Raw genomic sequence first — 17,235 nt, forward strand, 5'->3', positions numbered from 1 at the left:
ATCAGAATGAAATATGCCGCAGCAAAAAAATTAACCGGAATACTGCTTGTGAGTAGCTTGCTTCTAAGCGGTTGTCAGTTCTCGCCATCTACAGCGGCTCGCGAGACGGCAGCAGATGTTAGTCAAGTGGAGACTCCTTCCCTGCCTCCCGGAGAAAAACTGAAATCTGCTTTTAGTGATACACGCATTCCCGGCATGATCGGCATCGCCCGAAACAATGCTTTGCAGTTGTTGATCAACGAGGAGACTGCTGAAATTGCCGTTATTCATAGTAAAAGCGGACAAATCTGGCGCAGTAACCCGGAAGAACGCGAGAAGGATGGCATTGCAGCCGGAATTAACAAGGACCTTTTGTCCTCCCAATCCAGACTCAGCTTTTTCAACAGCTCAGGCCAGAGCAGTATGGTGAATTCGTTCACGGACAGTGTTCGGCATAAACAAGTGAGTTACGAAACATTACCGAACGGGGTACGCGTTCACTATCAATTTGGCAACACGGAGCGATCCATTGAAGATCTGCCAGTGAAGATAAGCAAGGAACGTTTCGAACAATATGTGCTGGCTAAGCTCGATAAATCCGGCGAACGGGCCTTGAAAGTCGGATATGCAGAAGATAAAGATGAAGGCGTATACAATCGGATTGACAAAGCTATGCAAGGTCTGCAACTTACCCGTGCACTGAAAGCTTTCGAAGACGCCGGATACACAGAAGAAGATCTTGTCAAAGATCACACCGAGCATGGCATTGAGCAGGAACGAAGCGGGCCACGTCTATTCATGCTCACGATGGAATATGAACTGGACGGAGAGCAGCTTAAAGTGCGAGTGCCAGCTTCAGGTATCCATTTTCCAGAAGAGTATCCCATCAACACTCTGTCTGTGCTGGAGTACTTCGGAGCTGGAGGCTCCAAAGAAGAAGGATCGATTCTCGTACCAGATGGTTCGGGAGCGCTCATCCACTTCAACAATGGTAAGTTACAGTACCCATCCTACCAGCAGGATATTTACGGTCCAGACTTAACGATGAAGCTGCGTGAAGCCAGTTCCAGTGAAAGCAAAGCAAGATTGCCTGTCTTTGGCGTGATTCGTCCGGAAGGTGCTTTCCTGGGCATTATCGAAGAAGGGGATGCGGTGGCTGTAGTGAATGCAGATATTAGTGGGAAGCTGAACAGCTACAATAACGTATATCCCAGTTTTTATGTCGTGAACAAAAGTGATATTACACTTCAGTCCAGTGACATGGTTCGCACATTACCGAAGTTCCAGAATAAACCGACGTCGTCTGATTTTGTGGTTCGTTACGCTTTTGTAGGCGAGGAGCAGGCTTCGTATTCTGGTCTGGCCTCACTGTACCGGGAGTACCTGGTGCAAACCGGGGGACTTCCTGAAATGAAATCGTCTGAGGAGCAGTCTGCAATGCCGTTTTATCTCAAGCTTTTCGGAGGCATGACAACAAGACAGCATATGCTCGGCATACCTTATAATTCCACGGAGGCTCTGACGACGTTTGATGAGGGAAAAGAGATTCTTTCGAAGCTGATGGAAAAAAATGTGTCGAACATTCAAGTGCGTTATGCCGGATGGTTCAATGGCGGACTGCACCACAGATTGCCGGATTCCATTAAGGTGGACGGAGTAATTGGCGGAAAAAAAGGAATGAAAGAGTTCAGCGCTTTTACGAGTGAAGCGGGAATCGGATTTTATCCGGATGTAGCTGTACTTAACGTGCAATCGAAAAAAGGATTCAGTCCATCGAATGAGGCTTCCCGGTCTTTAACACAGGAACCAGCGGTCCTCTATCCAATGGATCTGGCTTTGGAGCGACGGACGAAGGATGTATCTGCTTCCTATGTCCTCTCACCGAATGAGATTGACGATGTGACAACAGATATGCTGAAGGACATGGAACCACTCCAGGCGGGAGGCATCTCTCTGAAAGATATGGCAGAACAGTTAAACAGCGATATGAATCCGAAGAAATTGCTTGATCGTACGCAAGCACTGGATACGGTTCGAAAATCTTTGGATCAAATTAAACAACAAGCAGGCTCCATTGTGGCTGAAGGCGGTAACGCTTACGCGCTTCCTTACATTACAGGCCTTACGGATGCTCCGATGAGCAGTAGTCGGTTCAAACTGGAGGATGAAGAAGTTCCGTTTTTTCAGCTGGTCGTTCACGGCCGTATTCCTTATACCGGTTCTCCGTATAATCTGTCCACGTATACCGATGCAAGACAGTATGTGCTGAAGCTGATTGAATATGGAGCGAGCCCTTATTTTGCCTGGTTTAATGCCCCGGGCCATGTGGTGAAAGAAACGGATTACAACCATCTCTATGCCGTGAATTACGAGCAATGGATGGATATGGCAGCTGAGATTTATACCGAAGTTAGCCAAGTAAACAAGTCGTTCACCGGGCGTCCAATGATTACTCATGAATCTTTGAGTGAAGGTGTATTTCGAACAACCTATGAAGGCGGAGGATATGTAATTGTCAATTACAATGACTCTTCTGTTGAAGTAGAGAATCATACCGTTGAAGCCCTAAGTTATGTGACTGGTGGTGAGCAGCTCTGAAGACACTCCTGAAATCGAAATGGGGAAGTCGTACGTATGCTCAGCAAAAAGCAATGTGGGGTGTCATCTACGTACTTCCGTGGCTGATCGGATTTGTATTGTTTTTCTTCGTTCCGCTACTGGCGTCTCTGCGATACAGCATGAGCACCATTCAAGCTAACGCAGAAGGAATAGCGATTCAATTTACGGGGTTCGCCAATTATATTCAAGCACTTACCGTAAATACAAGCTTTAACCGGGCACTGATTGAGTCCATTACAGATGTACTTGTGAATGTACCGCTTATTGTCATTTTCAGTTTGTTTCTTGCAGTCATTCTGAATCAGAAATTCAGAGGCCGAGCTGTGGCAAGATCGATTTTTTTCTTGCCTGTTATTCTGGCTTCCGGTGTCATTATGTCGCTCGAAAGCACAAGTTTGATTGAAGCTGTGAACCAGAACAGCACAGGCGGAAGTGCTTTTGGCACATTGGAACTGGAAGGTCTGATGCTCAATGCAGGCGTAAGCGAATGGATTGTTACGTATTTAAGCGGTGCAGTTGATCGAATCTACCAGATTGTCAGTCAATCGGGTGTACAAATTTTGATCTTCCTGGCCGGTATTCAAACGATCTCCCCGCAGCTCTATGAAGCGTCCAAGATGGAAGGGGCGACTGGATACGAGGCATTCTGGAAAATCACGTTTCCGATGGTCAGCCCACTTATTTTTGTGAACGCGATCTATACGATTATTGACTCCTTTGCGAATAATGCGATGACCAAATTGATTCGGGACACGGGATTTGTGAAATTTGACTTTGGTCTTAGCTCCGCGATGGCATGGGTGTATTTCGTAGCCATTGCCATTATTCTAGTGATCGTATCGATCATTTTCTCAAAACGAGTCTTCTATCAAGATTAGAAAGGAGGGCATTCCGCGTGACGACATCACGATTATTATCGCTTGAGCAATGGAAGAGTTGGCTGTGGTCTATCATCCGATTTGTTCTGATCACCGGACTTTCCTTTGTTATTTTATTTCCGATATTCCAAAAAATATCCACATCGATCAAGGCCAAGGGTGATCTCTATTCGGCAGTAGTTGTATGGATTCCGCAGAACTTCTCGATCGACAATTTTAAGCAGGCCATTCGTGTCATGGATTACTGGGTAACGCTGTTTAATACGTTTGCATTGTCCGCTACAACAACACTGTTGACTACAGCCTCATGCGCGCTTGCAGGTTATGGATTCGCCAGATTGAAGTTCAAAGGAAGCAACTGGCTGTTTGCAGGAGTCATTCTGACGATTCTTGTTCCGCCAACAACCATTCTTATTCCCGTATATCTCAATCTGAAAAGCTTTGATTTGATGGGGCTGATGACGCTGTTTTCCGGGAAGCCGGTGAACTTGCTCAATACGTACTGGCCGTTTATTCTGACAGCCGTTACCGCAAATTCACTAAAGGCAGGTTTGTATATCTTCATATTCCGCCAATTTTTCAGAGGCATCCCGAAAGAAGTAGAGGAGGCTGCATATGTTGACGGCGCAGGCATCAGTCGCACATTCACTCGCATCATGTTGCCGAATGCCATTCCATCCATGGTAACCGTCATGCTGTTTTCCTTCGTATGGCAATGGAACGACAGCTTCTACACAACAACATATCTGACTTCGAGTAAAGTCATGTCAACACAGTTATCGTCGTTGCCGTACAATCTCGCTCAACAGGTGACAGACGGTGCAGCCTCTCAGGCCGATCCGTTCTATCTGAGCATGATTCAGGATACAGGTATTCTGCTTGCAATTCTCCCGTTAATTATTATTTATTTATTTGTGCAACGATATTTCGTGGAAAGTGTGGAGCGTACAGGTATCGTAGGATAGCCGTTTGGAGCGAAGAAGTGTACAGCTATAACATGTTCAAACATTCCTAAACGAAAGGAGGCATATCTCATGAGTGATTCCAAGAATTATATTAAGGACTATTCCAAGGAAGCTTACCTCAATGAGGTGAGTTTCACCGAATGGCGTACAGCTAATCTTATGTGTTACAGCCCGCATTATCATTGGATATGGAATGGCTTAAGGGAGCGCGCGCCAACCGAGTCTAGATGAGGTTAAATCTTGATCTTGCTAAATATCAGGTTTGAGGGTAGCTTCCTATCGCAGTAATGTAAGCCAATTTAATCAAACAGGAGGAATAGCAGTGAAAAAGTTCATGATGTCTTGCAAGCTTTTACTCGTTCTGGCATTACTGATTACGATTGCTCCCTGGGGCGGTAGCCAAGCTGATGCTTGGGTAGGTATGCCTATGGGGAAACTAAAAGTGAGTGGCAAAAACTTGGTCAACAGCAACAATCAACCTGTACTCCTTAATGGCTGGCATCAACCTTCCGGCGCATACTGGACGTATCAGGACAGCAATTATTACCTCAACCTTCATGGTAACAATCGTCATGCCGCAACATTGGCCTATCTGAAAGACATCACAGACACATTTGCAGATACCAGTCCGAAATATGGCAGCAATCATGGCTGGAAAATGAATCAGGTGCGTCTGTTCATTGACCGTCAAGACATGGGAGATGTGGCGGCAGGTACATACAACTTTGCCGGTGTGCAGACTGTGACGCAGAACGTCATCATTCCTTATATCCAGTATGCAAAAACCAAAGGGGTATATGTCGTTTTGGGACTGGACTTCACGTTGAAGGATGATCAGGCGACGACAGCTGCAAACTTGCAAAAGTTCAATCAAATCTGGGGGTATCTTGCCTCCCGTCCAGAGATTAAAAGTGCAGACAACGTTCACTTCGAGCTGATTAACGAGCCGGTGAAATCGTACGCTAACGGACACTGGGGTGGTTACAACGGGGAGAATGATTTTGTGGATCACTGGAATGACTTGCGTAATTTCCAAAACTCCATGATCTCCACGATTCGTAATCAGGGCGCAGACAATGTGATCTGGGCTGCGGGTCTAGGTTACAATCAGTTTTACAGCCTGACAGCAAGTCATCCGCTTACTGACCCACTGAACAACTACGGTTATGCTGTACACTGGTATCCAGGATACGGAGCGTATGATAACTTCAACATTTTGCAAGATCAATGGAATACCAACGTCAAGGCGGCTGCCGATAAATATCCAATCAACATCACAGAAGTGACATGGTTCAAAAACAAGCCAGGTGATTCAGCTTATTGGAATCTGTTCAATGGTAGTAATGAAGGTTTCGGAACGAACACCAAAAGAATTTTCAATGCGGCAGGTAATGTTAGCATCGCGGCTCATATGAATGGTTTTATCTTAGAACCGGGCGCACGCAGTTCATTCGCTGATCCAACCGCAGGACTGAAATGGGATGGAGATGCTTCACGCAGTGCGATGGGACGATTCTTGTTCACTTGGTACAATGAGCGCTCCCAGAATTACGGTAGTGGTACTCCAACCAATCCAACGAATCCGTCTACAGGTCTGGTGTCTGGTGCAACGTACAAAATTGTAGCGCGTCATTCCAATAAAGTAATTGATGTTCCTGGTGGGCAAAATCAGAACAACCTCCAATTACAACAATGGAGTGATCTGGGCGGTAATCCTCAGAAGTGGGTGCTAACCTCCATTGGTGGGGGCAACTACACGCTGACGAGTGTGAATTCACCTGATAAAGTGATCGACATTCGTAACGGTACACAGACCAATGGTGAAGCTGTGCAACTTATGGCTAATCTCAATACAACGGCACAGCATTTCAAAGTGAATGATCTCGGCAATGGCTACTACAGCATTATCAACGTCAACAGTAATAAAGCTATTGAAGTTGAGAGCGCTTCCACATCGGATGGAGCCAAACTTCAACAGAACACCTACTCGGGTGCAACGAACCAACAGTGGAAATTCGTAGCGGTTAGTAATTAACTAACCTCAACATTTCCATCACGAAATTAGTGGCAATAAATAACCTTTTCAGGTCATCTGATGACTTGAGAAGGTTATTTTTATTGTACCTATGTATGGATACAACGAAATGGGATGACTGAAAAGGTTGTTATTCATTGCCTTTGTCTCGTGAAGTTGCACATTACGCTGGAGAAATCAAGTATTGTATAGCTACAGGTGTAAATGTACCATAGGGAAGAAGTTGTACCTTCACTGTTCAGAAATGCCCGTTGTATCATGAAATGATGATCATACACCGTTAAATGTAAGCGCTTGATTAGAAAAAGGGGGGAGTACATTGAAACTCCTATGGTCCAAATTTTCACCGATGTTCCGTCGTTATTTGATTTCGTATCTAATCATTCTAATGATTCCACAGATCGCCGGATACGCCTCTTATCGGGCATCCATTGAAGCGGCAAGGGCCAGCTCGATAGAGAACAGTCTGAAGTCTCTGAATCTGGGCAAAGAAATCATTGAACGGAATCTGCTACAGGTCGAAGCGTTTACGAGGCAACTAGCCATTAATCAGGAGCTGTACCGTTTGATTGCCGATCCCAAACCACTGGATTCCTACAATGTTTATGGCATAGGTAAAATGCAGCGAAGTTTATCCATGTACAGCAGTACAAACGAATACTTATCCCATTTTTTTATTTACATTCCAAACTATAACGTCATTATTACACCCAATACGGTCTATTACAGACCTGAACATTATTACGCAGCCAACGCGTTGGAGGGTATGACCTTCGAACAGTGGAGCGAAAACATATTGAAAAAGCCACACTTTAATGAGATTATTCCACTTCAGAATTACAAACGTGAAATAAGCAGCAACTTGCGCACCACCGCACCGGCAATTACCTTTCTGCAATCCTTGCCGCTGAATAGTTTCAATAAACCACAGGCTACCATTGGTGTTTTAATTGATGAAGATGAGATGGCTAGCCTGACCCAGCATATCGTTGATCAGTATGGCGGCTGGACTTTGGTTCGAGATGCGAACGGCGAAATTATCTTCTCACGCGGTATTGAAGAAGGAGAAGCGCAGCGTTTGGCGCAAAATGTGGGTAACGATTCGAATGAGGTACAGCCTATTGAAGATGGCCGGCTGCTCATATCCATTCATTCAGATCGAAACGGCTGGAGTTACATGGCAGGTATTCCCGAGAAAGCACTTATGACCAATGCGGATCAGATCAAGAAAGTGACATTGGCCTTTACGCTTGCAACATTGACGCTTGGTTTAGGTTTTGGACTGATCCTGGCCTATCGAAATAGTGCCCCCATCTACAAACTGTTGTCTGCCTTCCGAGAACAAGTCAGTGAACCTTCAGGTAAAAGGCGTAATGAGTATGATTTTCTAGCAAGCCATATTCATCATTTAATCGCCAATAATCAATCGCTGGAGAACGCGCTGAATGAACAAATTCCGCTCTTGCGCGATGGATTCATCAAACGTCTGCTTACGGGTGAGTTCTATACTACTCGTGAACTGGAAGCTATTTCTTCTCAGACACAACTATCCATTGAGAACAGCCAGGGGATCACTGGTTTGCTCAAGGTGAATGGTTATGCGAGTCTGGATAGCGAAGAAACGATTCAGGAGCTTGGTGTGGCGAAATTAATTATCAGACAGACGATGACAGAATGGAACGAAGGTCTGCTGATGACGGACTGGGGCACAGATCAGATTGCTTTTATATGTCCCGTAACCGAGATGCCGCTGGAAACAGCAATACGTCATTGTGAGTCTGAACTCAGCAGATTAACCGAACTCATTTATAAGGAATACCGGATATCAACAACAATCGGTACCGGAGCCGCATACGAAGTTTGGAATGATGCAGGCCGTTCATTTGACGAAGCCAAACAGGCCATGGAATATGCGATTCATATGGGAGCAGATGAGCTCGTCCGATTTGAAGATACATTGAAGGAAAATGAAATGTACTATTATCCCATTGAGTCAGAACAGCGCTTGCTGAATACGATCAAGGCAGGAGAACTGGAAGAGGCTCTTCGTATTTTGGATCAGCTGTTTGCACGCAATTTCGAAGAGCGCGAACTTTCCTATGAGATGGCACAACAATTTATTATGGAGTTAAAGGGAACATACCTGAAGCTGGATGAGCCCAAAATCAAACACGATGATTCCTTTGCAGAAGAATACAAAAATGGTGTCACCAGTATCCAGATTACCGATTCCATTGCCGCATTACGTGGTAAATTCAAGCGCTTAACCGAAGATATGTGCAAAGAAGTGCTGCGAAAAAGATCATCCACACATGCGGATACCGTACGAGAAATTACGTGTTATATTGAAAATCATTATGGCGACGCGAATTTGACGATCTGCCGAATCTCCGAACATATGGGGAAATCCGAAAAATTCATCTCCCAACTATTCAAAGAGCACACCGGAGAGAATCTTTCCGATTATGTGGAGCGGGTGAGAATCAATGCAGCATCTGAACTGCTTCGGGAAAGTAATCAGACCATCGATGAAATTGCACTTTCTACAGGATATAACAGTGCGCATTCATTCCGCAGAGCATTCAAGCGTGTACGCGGCATATCACCAAGTGTATTTCGGAAGATGGATAATTAGGTCGCTGAATGTACGCTGCTTATATAGTATCTATGCGTATAATGTACGCTGATTTCCGAGATGTACCTTTACGATTTCCCCAGGCCGAACTTATGATATGGGCACAAAGAAAGCGCTACCAATACAAGGTGACGCTCACTTCAACCATAGGGTTCACTGACTGGGGGGATGATTCTGAGAACAACAATAACAAGTGAAAGCAAGTCCGGTGTGAAGGAGCGCAAGCGATCAACATTACAGCATGCGCTAGCCAGAAGTTTCAGGAGGCATTGGCAGTTATATCTGCTCATATTGCCTCCGGTGGTGTACTTTATCGTTTTCAAATATGTACCGATGGTGAATACGGTCCTTGCATTTAAGGATTATAACGTCATCAAAGGAATTTGGGGGAGCCCTTGGGCTGGCACCAAGTATTTCGACCTGCTTTTCCAGAATCCCGCTTTTATGACTTTAATCAAAAATACGCTTCTCATCTCGTTTTACAGCCTCATCGTCGGATTTCCGATCCCGATCTTGCTGGCACTGGCTTTAAATGAAATCAAAAACATGAAGTTTAAGAAAACCGTGCAGATGGTAACCTACGCACCGTATTTCATATCCACGGTGGTTATGGTATCGATCATTATGCTATTCCTCTCGCCGAGGCTTGGTATTGTCAATACCATTGCAGGTGCACTTGGCTTTGAATCGGTGAATTTCCTTGGTAATCCAGACATGTTCCGCTCAATCTATGTTTTTTCTGATGTATGGCAGAGCATGGGATATTCAGCAGTCATCTATCTGGCTGCGCTTGCGGGCATTGACCCTTCATTATATGAGGCGGCCAAAGTGGATGGAGCTAATCGACTGCAGAAGATTATTAACGTGGATTTGCCCGGCTTGTTGCCGGCAGCCGTCATTATTTTAATTTTGAGCGTCGGGAACATTATGGCGGTAGGATTCGAGAAAATATATTTGATGCAAAACCCGTTAAACCTGTCTGCTTCAGAAATCATCTCCACATATGTCTACAAAATGGGACTATTAAACGCCAATTACAGCTTTGCTACAGCGGTTGGTTTGTTCAACTCTCTCATTAATCTCATCTTGTTGTTAACCGTCAATGCAGCCGCAAAACGGCTGTCCAATACAAGCCTATGGTAACCACACGGAGGGGAGGAGACTTGAAGGATGTCTAATTTACAATCACAGGCAGGTCGTTCACGAGCAAACAAAAACCCTGTCATTAGAGAATCGCCTGGGGATCGCTTGTTTATTACGGCAATCTACATCATTCTGTCACTCGTGCTGGTTGCCGTGCTGTATCCTTTGATCTACATCGTAAGTTCGTCACTCAGCAGTCCGTCAGCCGTTTCTTCAGGCAAAGTCTGGCTATGGCCGGTTGATCTGTCATTCGAAGGATACAAGGCTGTATTGCGAAATGAACAGGTGCTGATGGGATACGCCAACTCATTGTTTTATACGGCATGCGGCACATTTATCAGCGTAGCATTAACAATTATGATCGCTTATCCATTGTCTAAAAAGACCTTTGTTGGTCGCAGTACGCTGATGATCTTCATCACGTTCACGATGCTCTTTGCCGGTGGTCTGATTCCAACATACCTCGTTGTTAAATCCCTGGGACTCATTGATACACGCTGGGCGCTTCTGATTCCCAATGCGATCTGGGTGTGGCAAGTCATTATTGCACGAACCTTCTTTCAAAATTCCATACCGGATGAGCTATCCGAAGCGGCTGATATCGATGGCTGTAGTGACATTAGGTTTATCTTCAGTGTCATCCTGCCGCTTGCCAAACCCATTATTGCGGTGCTGTCGCTGATGTATGCGGTTGGTCAATGGAACGCTTACTTCGACGCACTTATTTATCTGAAATCGCAGTCGCTCTACCCGCTACAGCTGATTTTACGAAGTATTCTTATTCTAGGTAGCTCAGGCAATATGGATGCTTCCGAAATGATCAAACAACAGCAAATGGCTGAACTGATGAAGTACTCCTTGATTGTCATGGCCAGCTTACCGGTTCTGATCATCTATCCTTTTGTACAACGTTATTTCGTACAAGGCATGTTGATCGGCTCAGTTAAAGGATAAGTCAATTACAACTTTCATGAGGGAGAGGATTTTATTGAAGAAAATAAGTGCGCTTGGATTAATAGGTGTGCTGGTTCTTACGTTGGTACTAGCAGGCTGCTCGTCATCCGATAAGAGCAATGGGGAAGTGGATGCGGACGGGAAAGTCCCGATGAATGTGTTTGTGCACCAAGGATCGGATATGAACCTCGCAACCAATAAATTCACGAAGAAAATGGAGGAAAAGTTCAATATCAAGTTCAACTGGACGACAGTTCCTTTTGATGGAGCAGCTGAAAAAAGACAGATATCCCTGGCTTCCGGGGACTATCCAGATCTGTACCTGCTCATCCCTTGGGTAGATCGTTTCTCACAGACTGACTTGTTGAAGTTCGGGCAACAGGGTGTGATCCTGCCGCTGAATGATCTGATTGATCAGCATGCGCCTAACATCAAGAAGGTGCTCGATAGCAATGATTACTACAAAGCAATGAATACCGCACCTGACGGTAAAATTTATGGACTGACCGGGCTGAATGAGTGTTTCCACTGTTCGTATCCAAACAAGATGTGGGTGAATACCAAATGGATGGAGCAGCTGAATATCAAAGAACCAACAACGACAGAAGAGTTCCGGGAAATGCTGAAAGCGTTTAAAACGAAAGACCCGAACGGAAACGGCAAGGCAGATGAAGTACCTCTGAGTGGTTCTACGGAGAACTTTGGTGTACACATTATTCCCTATCTGATGAATGGTTTCATCTATGACGATGACCGGAATTACCTCATTCTGAATCAAGGCAAAGTTGAAACGGTAGCGAATAAACCGGAGTGGAAAGAAGGTCTTACGTACATCAAATCCTTATATGATGAAGGGTTGATTGATCCGGGTTCTTTTACGCAAAATGTAGGTGCCTTCAAGAAAATTGGAGACAATGCTGACGCACAGCTTCTGGGTGCAGGAGCGGCTATGCATCCATCCTTGTTCGTAACCACGGCTGAAGGGTCACCGTACGGCAATGATTACAATCCGATTCCACCATTAAAAGGGCCAAATGCTGAATATGCTTCGTACAACTATCCGGTCGATCCTGGTGCAACATTTGTACTGACCAACAAAGCCAGTGAGCAAACGCAGATTACAGCCATAAAAATGCTGGATTACTTCTATACCCAAGAAGGAGCTATGGCTTCATATCTGGGCGAAGAAGGCTTAAGCTGGCGCAAACCGGAAGAGGGAGAAGTGGCTCTGAATGATCAGGTACAGCCGCTCTATAAAGCGATTCCGCTTCCATCCGGAGAAGAACCTCGTAATGACAGCTGGGCTGCATTAAGCCAGTACAATCATCACCGGGCATATCGCGATGCAGAAGTACAGGGAACAGATATCTATGCCAACGATGGGTATGAACGTCGCCTGTACGAAGCAACATTGTTGATGGAAGGTAAAGAACCTAAAGAGGTTTTCCCGCATTGGGCATTGTGGGTTGATCCATCCCTTGCGGATGAAACCAGCATGATGCAAACCAATATCAAGGATTATATCGACCAGAATGCGTTACAATTTGTTACAGGAGCAAAGAGTTTGGATAAAGACTGGGATGAGTATGTGAAAGGACTGGAAGGGTTGAATATGAATCGTTATCTGGAAATTATGCAGTCCGCGTATGATGCTTCATCCGTGTCATCCAAATAAAAGAACAAATTAAAGGAAAGACGGACCTTACTCGCAGCATGCGGTGGGGCCCGTCTTTTTTGTCATATTTGCGTCTTAATATACCCGATATCTTCCGCTTAAGGCGAGCATGGTGAAGAAATAAAGACAGTTATCGTAATAACGACGTTTTCCTTGGCGGAGCGGTGTGTTCCAGAATAACCGAACAAAATCATCTGCATGAGGGCCATCTGCTGCCAGTGAAGCCATCGCATTGGTTGCCAGCAAACCTACAGGATGTAGTGCAGGTTCGTCAAAAGCCTCACCCTCGATCGTATACCGGCGATAATCCGCTACGTCGATATCACTGAAAAAGGCCTGAATCCGATTGGATTGTTCCACTTGCCACGGATCTTTACGGAACCATTCCCAGTCTAGGGCAATGTTAGCTGCTACGCGATAGGCATCACTGTAAAAATGCCTGAAATCCCCGTGCGGCTGAATCGGAGCAGGAGTGCCGTCATAATTGGCGTATTCAGGCGAAAGCCCGGTTACCGGATGACAGGCTGTACGCAAATAAACCCGGCTTGCTTCGGCAGCTTCTTTCCAGAACGTCTGATCTGCTTCATTCGCGTATTCGGCAAACAGTTCATAGAAATGAGGAAGATGATAGGAAGGGTCGCTGAAAGGTAACTCTGGAATAAACTTGATTAGTCGGTTACTCGCTTCCCACATGGGATCGCCTTCACCTTGTTCTCCTTGATGCAGACAAGCATGTAGAATCTTCTGAGCTTGAGTTCTGTAATCATAAGGGGCCGGCCCATCACCCCAGCGATTCGAGGCAAAAAATAACGCCATGGCAAAGAACTCTTCACCATCAGGAGCAGGCCCCGGAGATAGACGGGTTCCATCCGGTTTGCAATGCCATGCAAAATAATCCTTGTATCGTCCTTCCGTATGTTGCATATAGGTATGAGCATAATTCCACAGACGATCAAATTCCTCTTTTTTATTCATCTGTACAGCCATCATCATGCCATAGGACATACCTTCGGAACGAACATCGTCGTTACCCGTGTCCAACATATAAGCTTTGTCTTCGCCAACAGGATAGTAGATTCGTGTATGTTCATCTCCATAAAAAAGATCATTCCAAGTCTGTTCCAGCCTTGCGTTGATTTCTTCTTCGTTATACCCCGATTTGTGAAAAAGATTGACATATGTACCTGTCTCATAAGCGCCTTTTCCTGTGATATTCATGAGATCCTCCTTCTAAAATGCTTATATATGAAAGTATATCATTCGTAATACTACTCAAATTAAAGCGTTTACATGGAAAATTATAGGTGTGATATACCATCTATTTCCATTTCGTGATACGGATGATATATTTAGGCAAGTCCTATAGTTTATCAGGTTGTTGTTAAATTATGTAAGCGCTACACTCGGAGAGAAGGAACCGCCTGATATCGACATCAGTCAAGTCCAGGTTTCTTCACATGGCAATACTCAGAGTGTAAATTTTCGCTGGAAGGTTGGTGAGGATGTAACATGCTTGGCGATTCAGGAGATGTAGATGAGAATCAAGGAACCCATGCACCACGTGACCCCGTAGGAGTTACCGTTTCATCATTTGAGGCTGAATTTGATTATAACTCTCCGACTTATCTTGACATGATCGACAGATCACTCCTGAATTTGGGGAACAACGTCAGATTAAAGAGAGCGATCGAGAAAGCCAGACGTGGTGAACCTGTTGTCATTGCTTTTATTGGGGGATCGATTACTCATGGCGCTGGTGCAGCACCGATTCATCTCCAAAGTTATGCCTACCACTCTTATGAACACTTTAAAAAAATGTTCGCTTCGATGGACAGCAGTGCAGTAAAGCTGATCAAGGCGGGTGTAGGCGGGACGCCTTCGCAACTTGGCGTCATTCGTTATGAGCGGGATGTGCTCCGGGATGGCAGCGTGCAACCGGACATTGTCATTATCGAGTTTGCGGTAAACGATGCTGACGATGAGACGCGTGGAAACTGTTACGAAAGCTTAGTATTGAAAGCGCTTGCTTCTAGTAACGAACCAGCGGTCATCCTGCTTTTCAGTGTGTTTAAAAATGATTGGAATCTTCAGGATCGTCTCGCTCCTGTAGGCTTTCATTATGATCTGCCTATGGTGAGCATGAAGGATGCTCTTGTAGAGCAGTTTCAGAAGACGAAAGATGAAGGTGGCATAATAACCAAAGAGCAGTACTTCCATGATATTTATCATCCCACGAATGTGGGACATCGGATCATGGCGGATGCACTGGCGAATTTGTTTCGTGTGACAGATCGTACGAATCTCGATCAGAAAGAAGATGAATTAACGAAGTTACCGATTATTGGAAATGATTATGTGAATGTCAAACTATTGGATCGGAAAAACGGGGAGCAGATTGGCCAGATTGAATCAGGAAGCTTCAGTCTCATAGACACAGAGCTCCAGATGACCGAGATGGACGATCATGATTATGGTACACCGCTTTTTCCGAACAACTGGATGTATGTTCCTGGCGAAACAGCTGGTGACAAAGGTTTCGAGCTGCATTTGCGGTGCAGCCGGCTCATCCTGATCTTTAAAGACTCGGACAGTGATAGCTTCGGAACGGCCCATATTAAAGTAAATGGTGAACTTGTCAAAGAGGCGGATCCGCACCAAGTGAACTGGACTCATTGCCATGCCATGCTTCTATTTAGTAACAAGGAAGTGGGGAAACATGTTATTGAGATTGACATGGCACCTGGACAGAAGGACAAGCAGTTCACCATTCTGGGTTTTGGTTACGTTGATTAGCGGGAACTTGATTTGAGGTTTAGAGGATTTTGCTAACCGTGAAAGGAGTAAGACCAATGATAGCTTCAGCATCTGCTGGTTTTGACCAGTATCGTGATAACATAACACGCGGCGTAGTTGAAACGATAGAGTATGATTCCAAGACGGTTGGCAACGTGCGTAGAGCGATGGTATATACGCCGCCAGGCTTTTCTTCGGAGCTTACCTATCCAGTACTCTATCTGCTGCACGGAATTGGAGGGGATGAGAAGGAGTGGCATACCTATGGTTCTCCTGCCATCATCCTGGACAACCTCTACACCGATCATCTCATCCAGCCGATGATTGTTGTTTGTCCTAATGGGCGTGCAATGTCTAACGACCTTGCGGAAGGTGACCTCTTTGATCCTGAGAAAATTCGGGCATTTGAACAATTTGAATCGGATCTTATTCAGGATCTTATCCCGTATATGGAGTCCCGTTACCCGGTAGCTCAATCAAGGGACAAAAGAGCCATTGCTGGCTTGTCTATGGGTGGAGGACAGTCTTTAAACATTGGACTACGTAATTTGAATCATTTTGCATGGGTTGGTGCTTTTTCAGCAGCGCCGAACACTAAAGCGCCGGAAGTACTTGTTCCAGATCCCGCTACAGCGACATCGCTTCTGTCATTGCTCTGGGTGTCTTGTGGTGATCAGGACAATCTGATTCAGATTAGTGTTGATGTTCATGAGTATATGAAGCAGCATGGCGTACCTCATATTTGGTATGAAGAAAGCGGAGGGCACGACTGGCCCGTATGGAAAAATGATCTGTATCTTTTTTCCCAGCGTCTCTTCAGGTAAGTGAATTACAAAAAATAAAAATATCAGGAGGTTTTTCCCTATGTTCAAATTCGGCAAAAAATTGTTGACCGTTGTTCTTGCAGCTTCCATGAGTTTTGGTGTATTCGCCGCTACGACGGGTGCTACAGATTACTGGCAGAACTGGACGGATGGCGGGGGTTACGTTAATGCTGTGAACGGTTCGGGTGGTAATTACAGTGTCAATTGGCAAAATACAGGGAATTTTGTTGTTGGTAAAGGTTGGACTTACGGCACACCTAATCGTGTGGTTAACTATAACGCTGGTGTATTTTCACCTTCCGGCAATGGTTATCTGACGTTCTATGGCTGGACCCGTAACGCACTTATTGAATACTATGTGGTAGATAACTGGGGCACATACCGCCCGACAGGAACTTACAAAGGCACGATGACTAGTGACGGTGGTACGTATGACATCTATACAACCATGAGATACAATCAGCCATCTATTGACGGGTATTCAACATTCCCGCAATACTGGAGTGTTAGACAATCTAAACGTCCAATCGGTGTGAACTCCCAAATTACGTTCCAGAATCACGTAAATGCGTGGGCGAGCAAAGGAATGTACTTAGGGAACAGCTGGTCCTATCAAGTGATGGCAACTGAAGGATATCAAAGTAGCGGTAGCTCGAATGTGACTGTCTGGTAGTCGTCATTATCGTTTTTTTCCAGCCTAGATTCAAGCAAGACAGGTCTACGGATCTGTCTTGC

The 17,235-nt window shown here is 45.2% G+C and carries 13 protein-coding genes; 12 read left to right on the forward strand and 1 reads right to left on the reverse strand.

Features of this window, described 5'->3' with window-relative positions:
- Positions 1-6: 6 nt before the first annotated feature.
- From MKY23_RS14160 to MKY23_RS14200, 9 genes are all read left to right on the forward strand, one after another.
- On the forward strand, positions 7-2,577 hold the full coding sequence (locus tag MKY23_RS14160) for a DUF5696 domain-containing protein (protein WP_339839021.1): 2,571 nt from the start codon (positions 7-9) through the stop codon (positions 2,575-2,577).
- A gap of 53 nt (positions 2,578-2,630) precedes the next feature.
- On the forward strand, positions 2,631-3,476 hold the full coding sequence (locus tag MKY23_RS14165) for a sugar ABC transporter permease (RefSeq protein ID WP_154984047.1): 846 nt from the start codon (positions 2,631-2,633) through the stop codon (positions 3,474-3,476).
- Positions 3,477-3,493: 17 nt separating this feature from the next.
- Entirely contained in the window at positions 3,494-4,441 is a 948-nt protein-coding gene (locus tag MKY23_RS14170; RefSeq protein WP_090915961.1) for a carbohydrate ABC transporter permease, read from the forward strand.
- Positions 4,442-4,510: 69 nt separating this feature from the next.
- The gene (locus tag MKY23_RS14175; protein ID WP_186809664.1) at positions 4,511-4,672 is read left to right on the forward strand and encodes a hypothetical protein; all 162 of its coding nucleotides are present in this window, start codon (positions 4,511-4,513) and stop codon (positions 4,670-4,672) included.
- A gap of 91 nt (positions 4,673-4,763) precedes the next feature.
- Entirely contained in the window at positions 4,764-6,476 is a 1,713-nt protein-coding gene (locus tag MKY23_RS14180) for an RICIN domain-containing protein (protein ID WP_339839026.1), read from the forward strand.
- A 319-nt stretch (positions 6,477-6,795) separates the two neighbouring features.
- Complete coding sequence (locus MKY23_RS14185; protein ID WP_339839029.1) at positions 6,796-9,111, forward strand: helix-turn-helix domain-containing protein; 2,316 nt, start codon at positions 6,796-6,798, stop codon at positions 9,109-9,111.
- 168 nt (positions 9,112-9,279) lie between these two features.
- Positions 9,280-10,254, forward strand: a complete 975-nt coding sequence (locus MKY23_RS14190; protein ID WP_186809662.1) for an ABC transporter permease subunit — start codon at positions 9,280-9,282, stop codon at positions 10,252-10,254.
- A 27-nt stretch (positions 10,255-10,281) separates the two neighbouring features.
- Complete coding sequence (locus tag MKY23_RS14195; RefSeq protein WP_090915965.1) at positions 10,282-11,208, forward strand: carbohydrate ABC transporter permease; 927 nt, start codon at positions 10,282-10,284, stop codon at positions 11,206-11,208.
- Between the two features lie 16 nt (positions 11,209-11,224).
- Positions 11,225-12,883 (forward strand): ABC transporter substrate-binding protein, encoded by a 1,659-nt coding sequence (locus MKY23_RS14200; RefSeq protein WP_339839033.1) that lies wholly within the window; start codon positions 11,225-11,227, stop codon positions 12,881-12,883.
- Positions 12,884-12,958: 75 nt separating this feature from the next.
- Here MKY23_RS14200 and MKY23_RS14205 read toward each other — a convergent pair whose 3' ends face one another.
- Positions 12,959-14,101 (reverse strand): glycosyl hydrolase family 8, encoded by a 1,143-nt coding sequence (locus tag MKY23_RS14205; protein ID WP_339839036.1) that lies wholly within the window; start codon positions 14,099-14,101, stop codon positions 12,959-12,961.
- 291 nt (positions 14,102-14,392) lie between these two features.
- Here MKY23_RS14205 and MKY23_RS14210 point away from each other — a divergent pair, with 291 nt between their 5' ends.
- From MKY23_RS14210 to MKY23_RS14220, 3 genes are read left to right on the forward strand one after another with little or no spacing between them, the layout of a single operon-like run.
- On the forward strand, positions 14,393-15,676 hold the full coding sequence (locus MKY23_RS14210; RefSeq protein ID WP_339839039.1) for an SGNH/GDSL hydrolase family protein: 1,284 nt from the start codon (positions 14,393-14,395) through the stop codon (positions 15,674-15,676).
- 56 nt (positions 15,677-15,732) lie between these two features.
- A complete protein-coding gene (locus MKY23_RS14215; RefSeq protein ID WP_339839042.1) occupies positions 15,733-16,500 on the forward strand; it encodes an alpha/beta hydrolase-fold protein in 768 nt (255 codons plus the stop codon).
- A 40-nt stretch (positions 16,501-16,540) separates the two neighbouring features.
- Positions 16,541-17,173 (forward strand): glycoside hydrolase family 11 protein, encoded by a 633-nt coding sequence (locus MKY23_RS14220; protein WP_154889082.1) that lies wholly within the window; start codon positions 16,541-16,543, stop codon positions 17,171-17,173.
- Positions 17,174-17,235: the final 62 nt, after the last annotated feature.

The organism is Paenibacillus sp. FSL R7-0272 (assembly GCF_037969905.1).
Classification (GTDB): domain Bacteria; phylum Bacillota; class Bacilli; order Paenibacillales; family Paenibacillaceae; genus Paenibacillus; species Paenibacillus polysaccharolyticus.

Bases quoted from the DNA above. Each gene is read 5' to 3' on its own strand.
- MKY23_RS14160 (WP_339839021.1), top strand. From the start codon at position 7: ATGAAATATGCCGCAGCAAAAAAATTAACCGGAATACTGCTTGTGAGT.
- MKY23_RS14165 (WP_154984047.1), top strand. From the start codon at position 2,631: ATGTGGGGTGTCATCTACGTACTTCCGTGGCTGATCGGATTTGTATTG.
- MKY23_RS14175 (WP_186809664.1), top strand. From the start codon at position 4,511: ATGAGTGATTCCAAGAATTATATTAAGGACTATTCCAAGGAAGCTTAC.
- MKY23_RS14190 (WP_186809662.1), top strand. From the start codon at position 9,280: ATGATTCTGAGAACAACAATAACAAGTGAAAGCAAGTCCGGTGTGAAG.
- MKY23_RS14195 (WP_090915965.1), top strand. From the start codon at position 10,282: ATGTCTAATTTACAATCACAGGCAGGTCGTTCACGAGCAAACAAAAAC.
- MKY23_RS14200 (WP_339839033.1), top strand. From the start codon at position 11,225: ATGAGGGAGAGGATTTTATTGAAGAAAATAAGTGCGCTTGGATTAATA.
- MKY23_RS14205 (WP_339839036.1), bottom strand. From the start codon at position 14,101: ATGAATATCACAGGAAAAGGCGCTTATGAGACAGGTACATATGTCAAT.
- MKY23_RS14210 (WP_339839039.1), top strand. From the start codon at position 14,393: ATGCTTGGCGATTCAGGAGATGTAGATGAGAATCAAGGAACCCATGCA.
- MKY23_RS14215 (WP_339839042.1), top strand. From the start codon at position 15,733: ATGATAGCTTCAGCATCTGCTGGTTTTGACCAGTATCGTGATAACATA.
- MKY23_RS14220 (WP_154889082.1), top strand. From the start codon at position 16,541: ATGTTCAAATTCGGCAAAAAATTGTTGACCGTTGTTCTTGCAGCTTCC.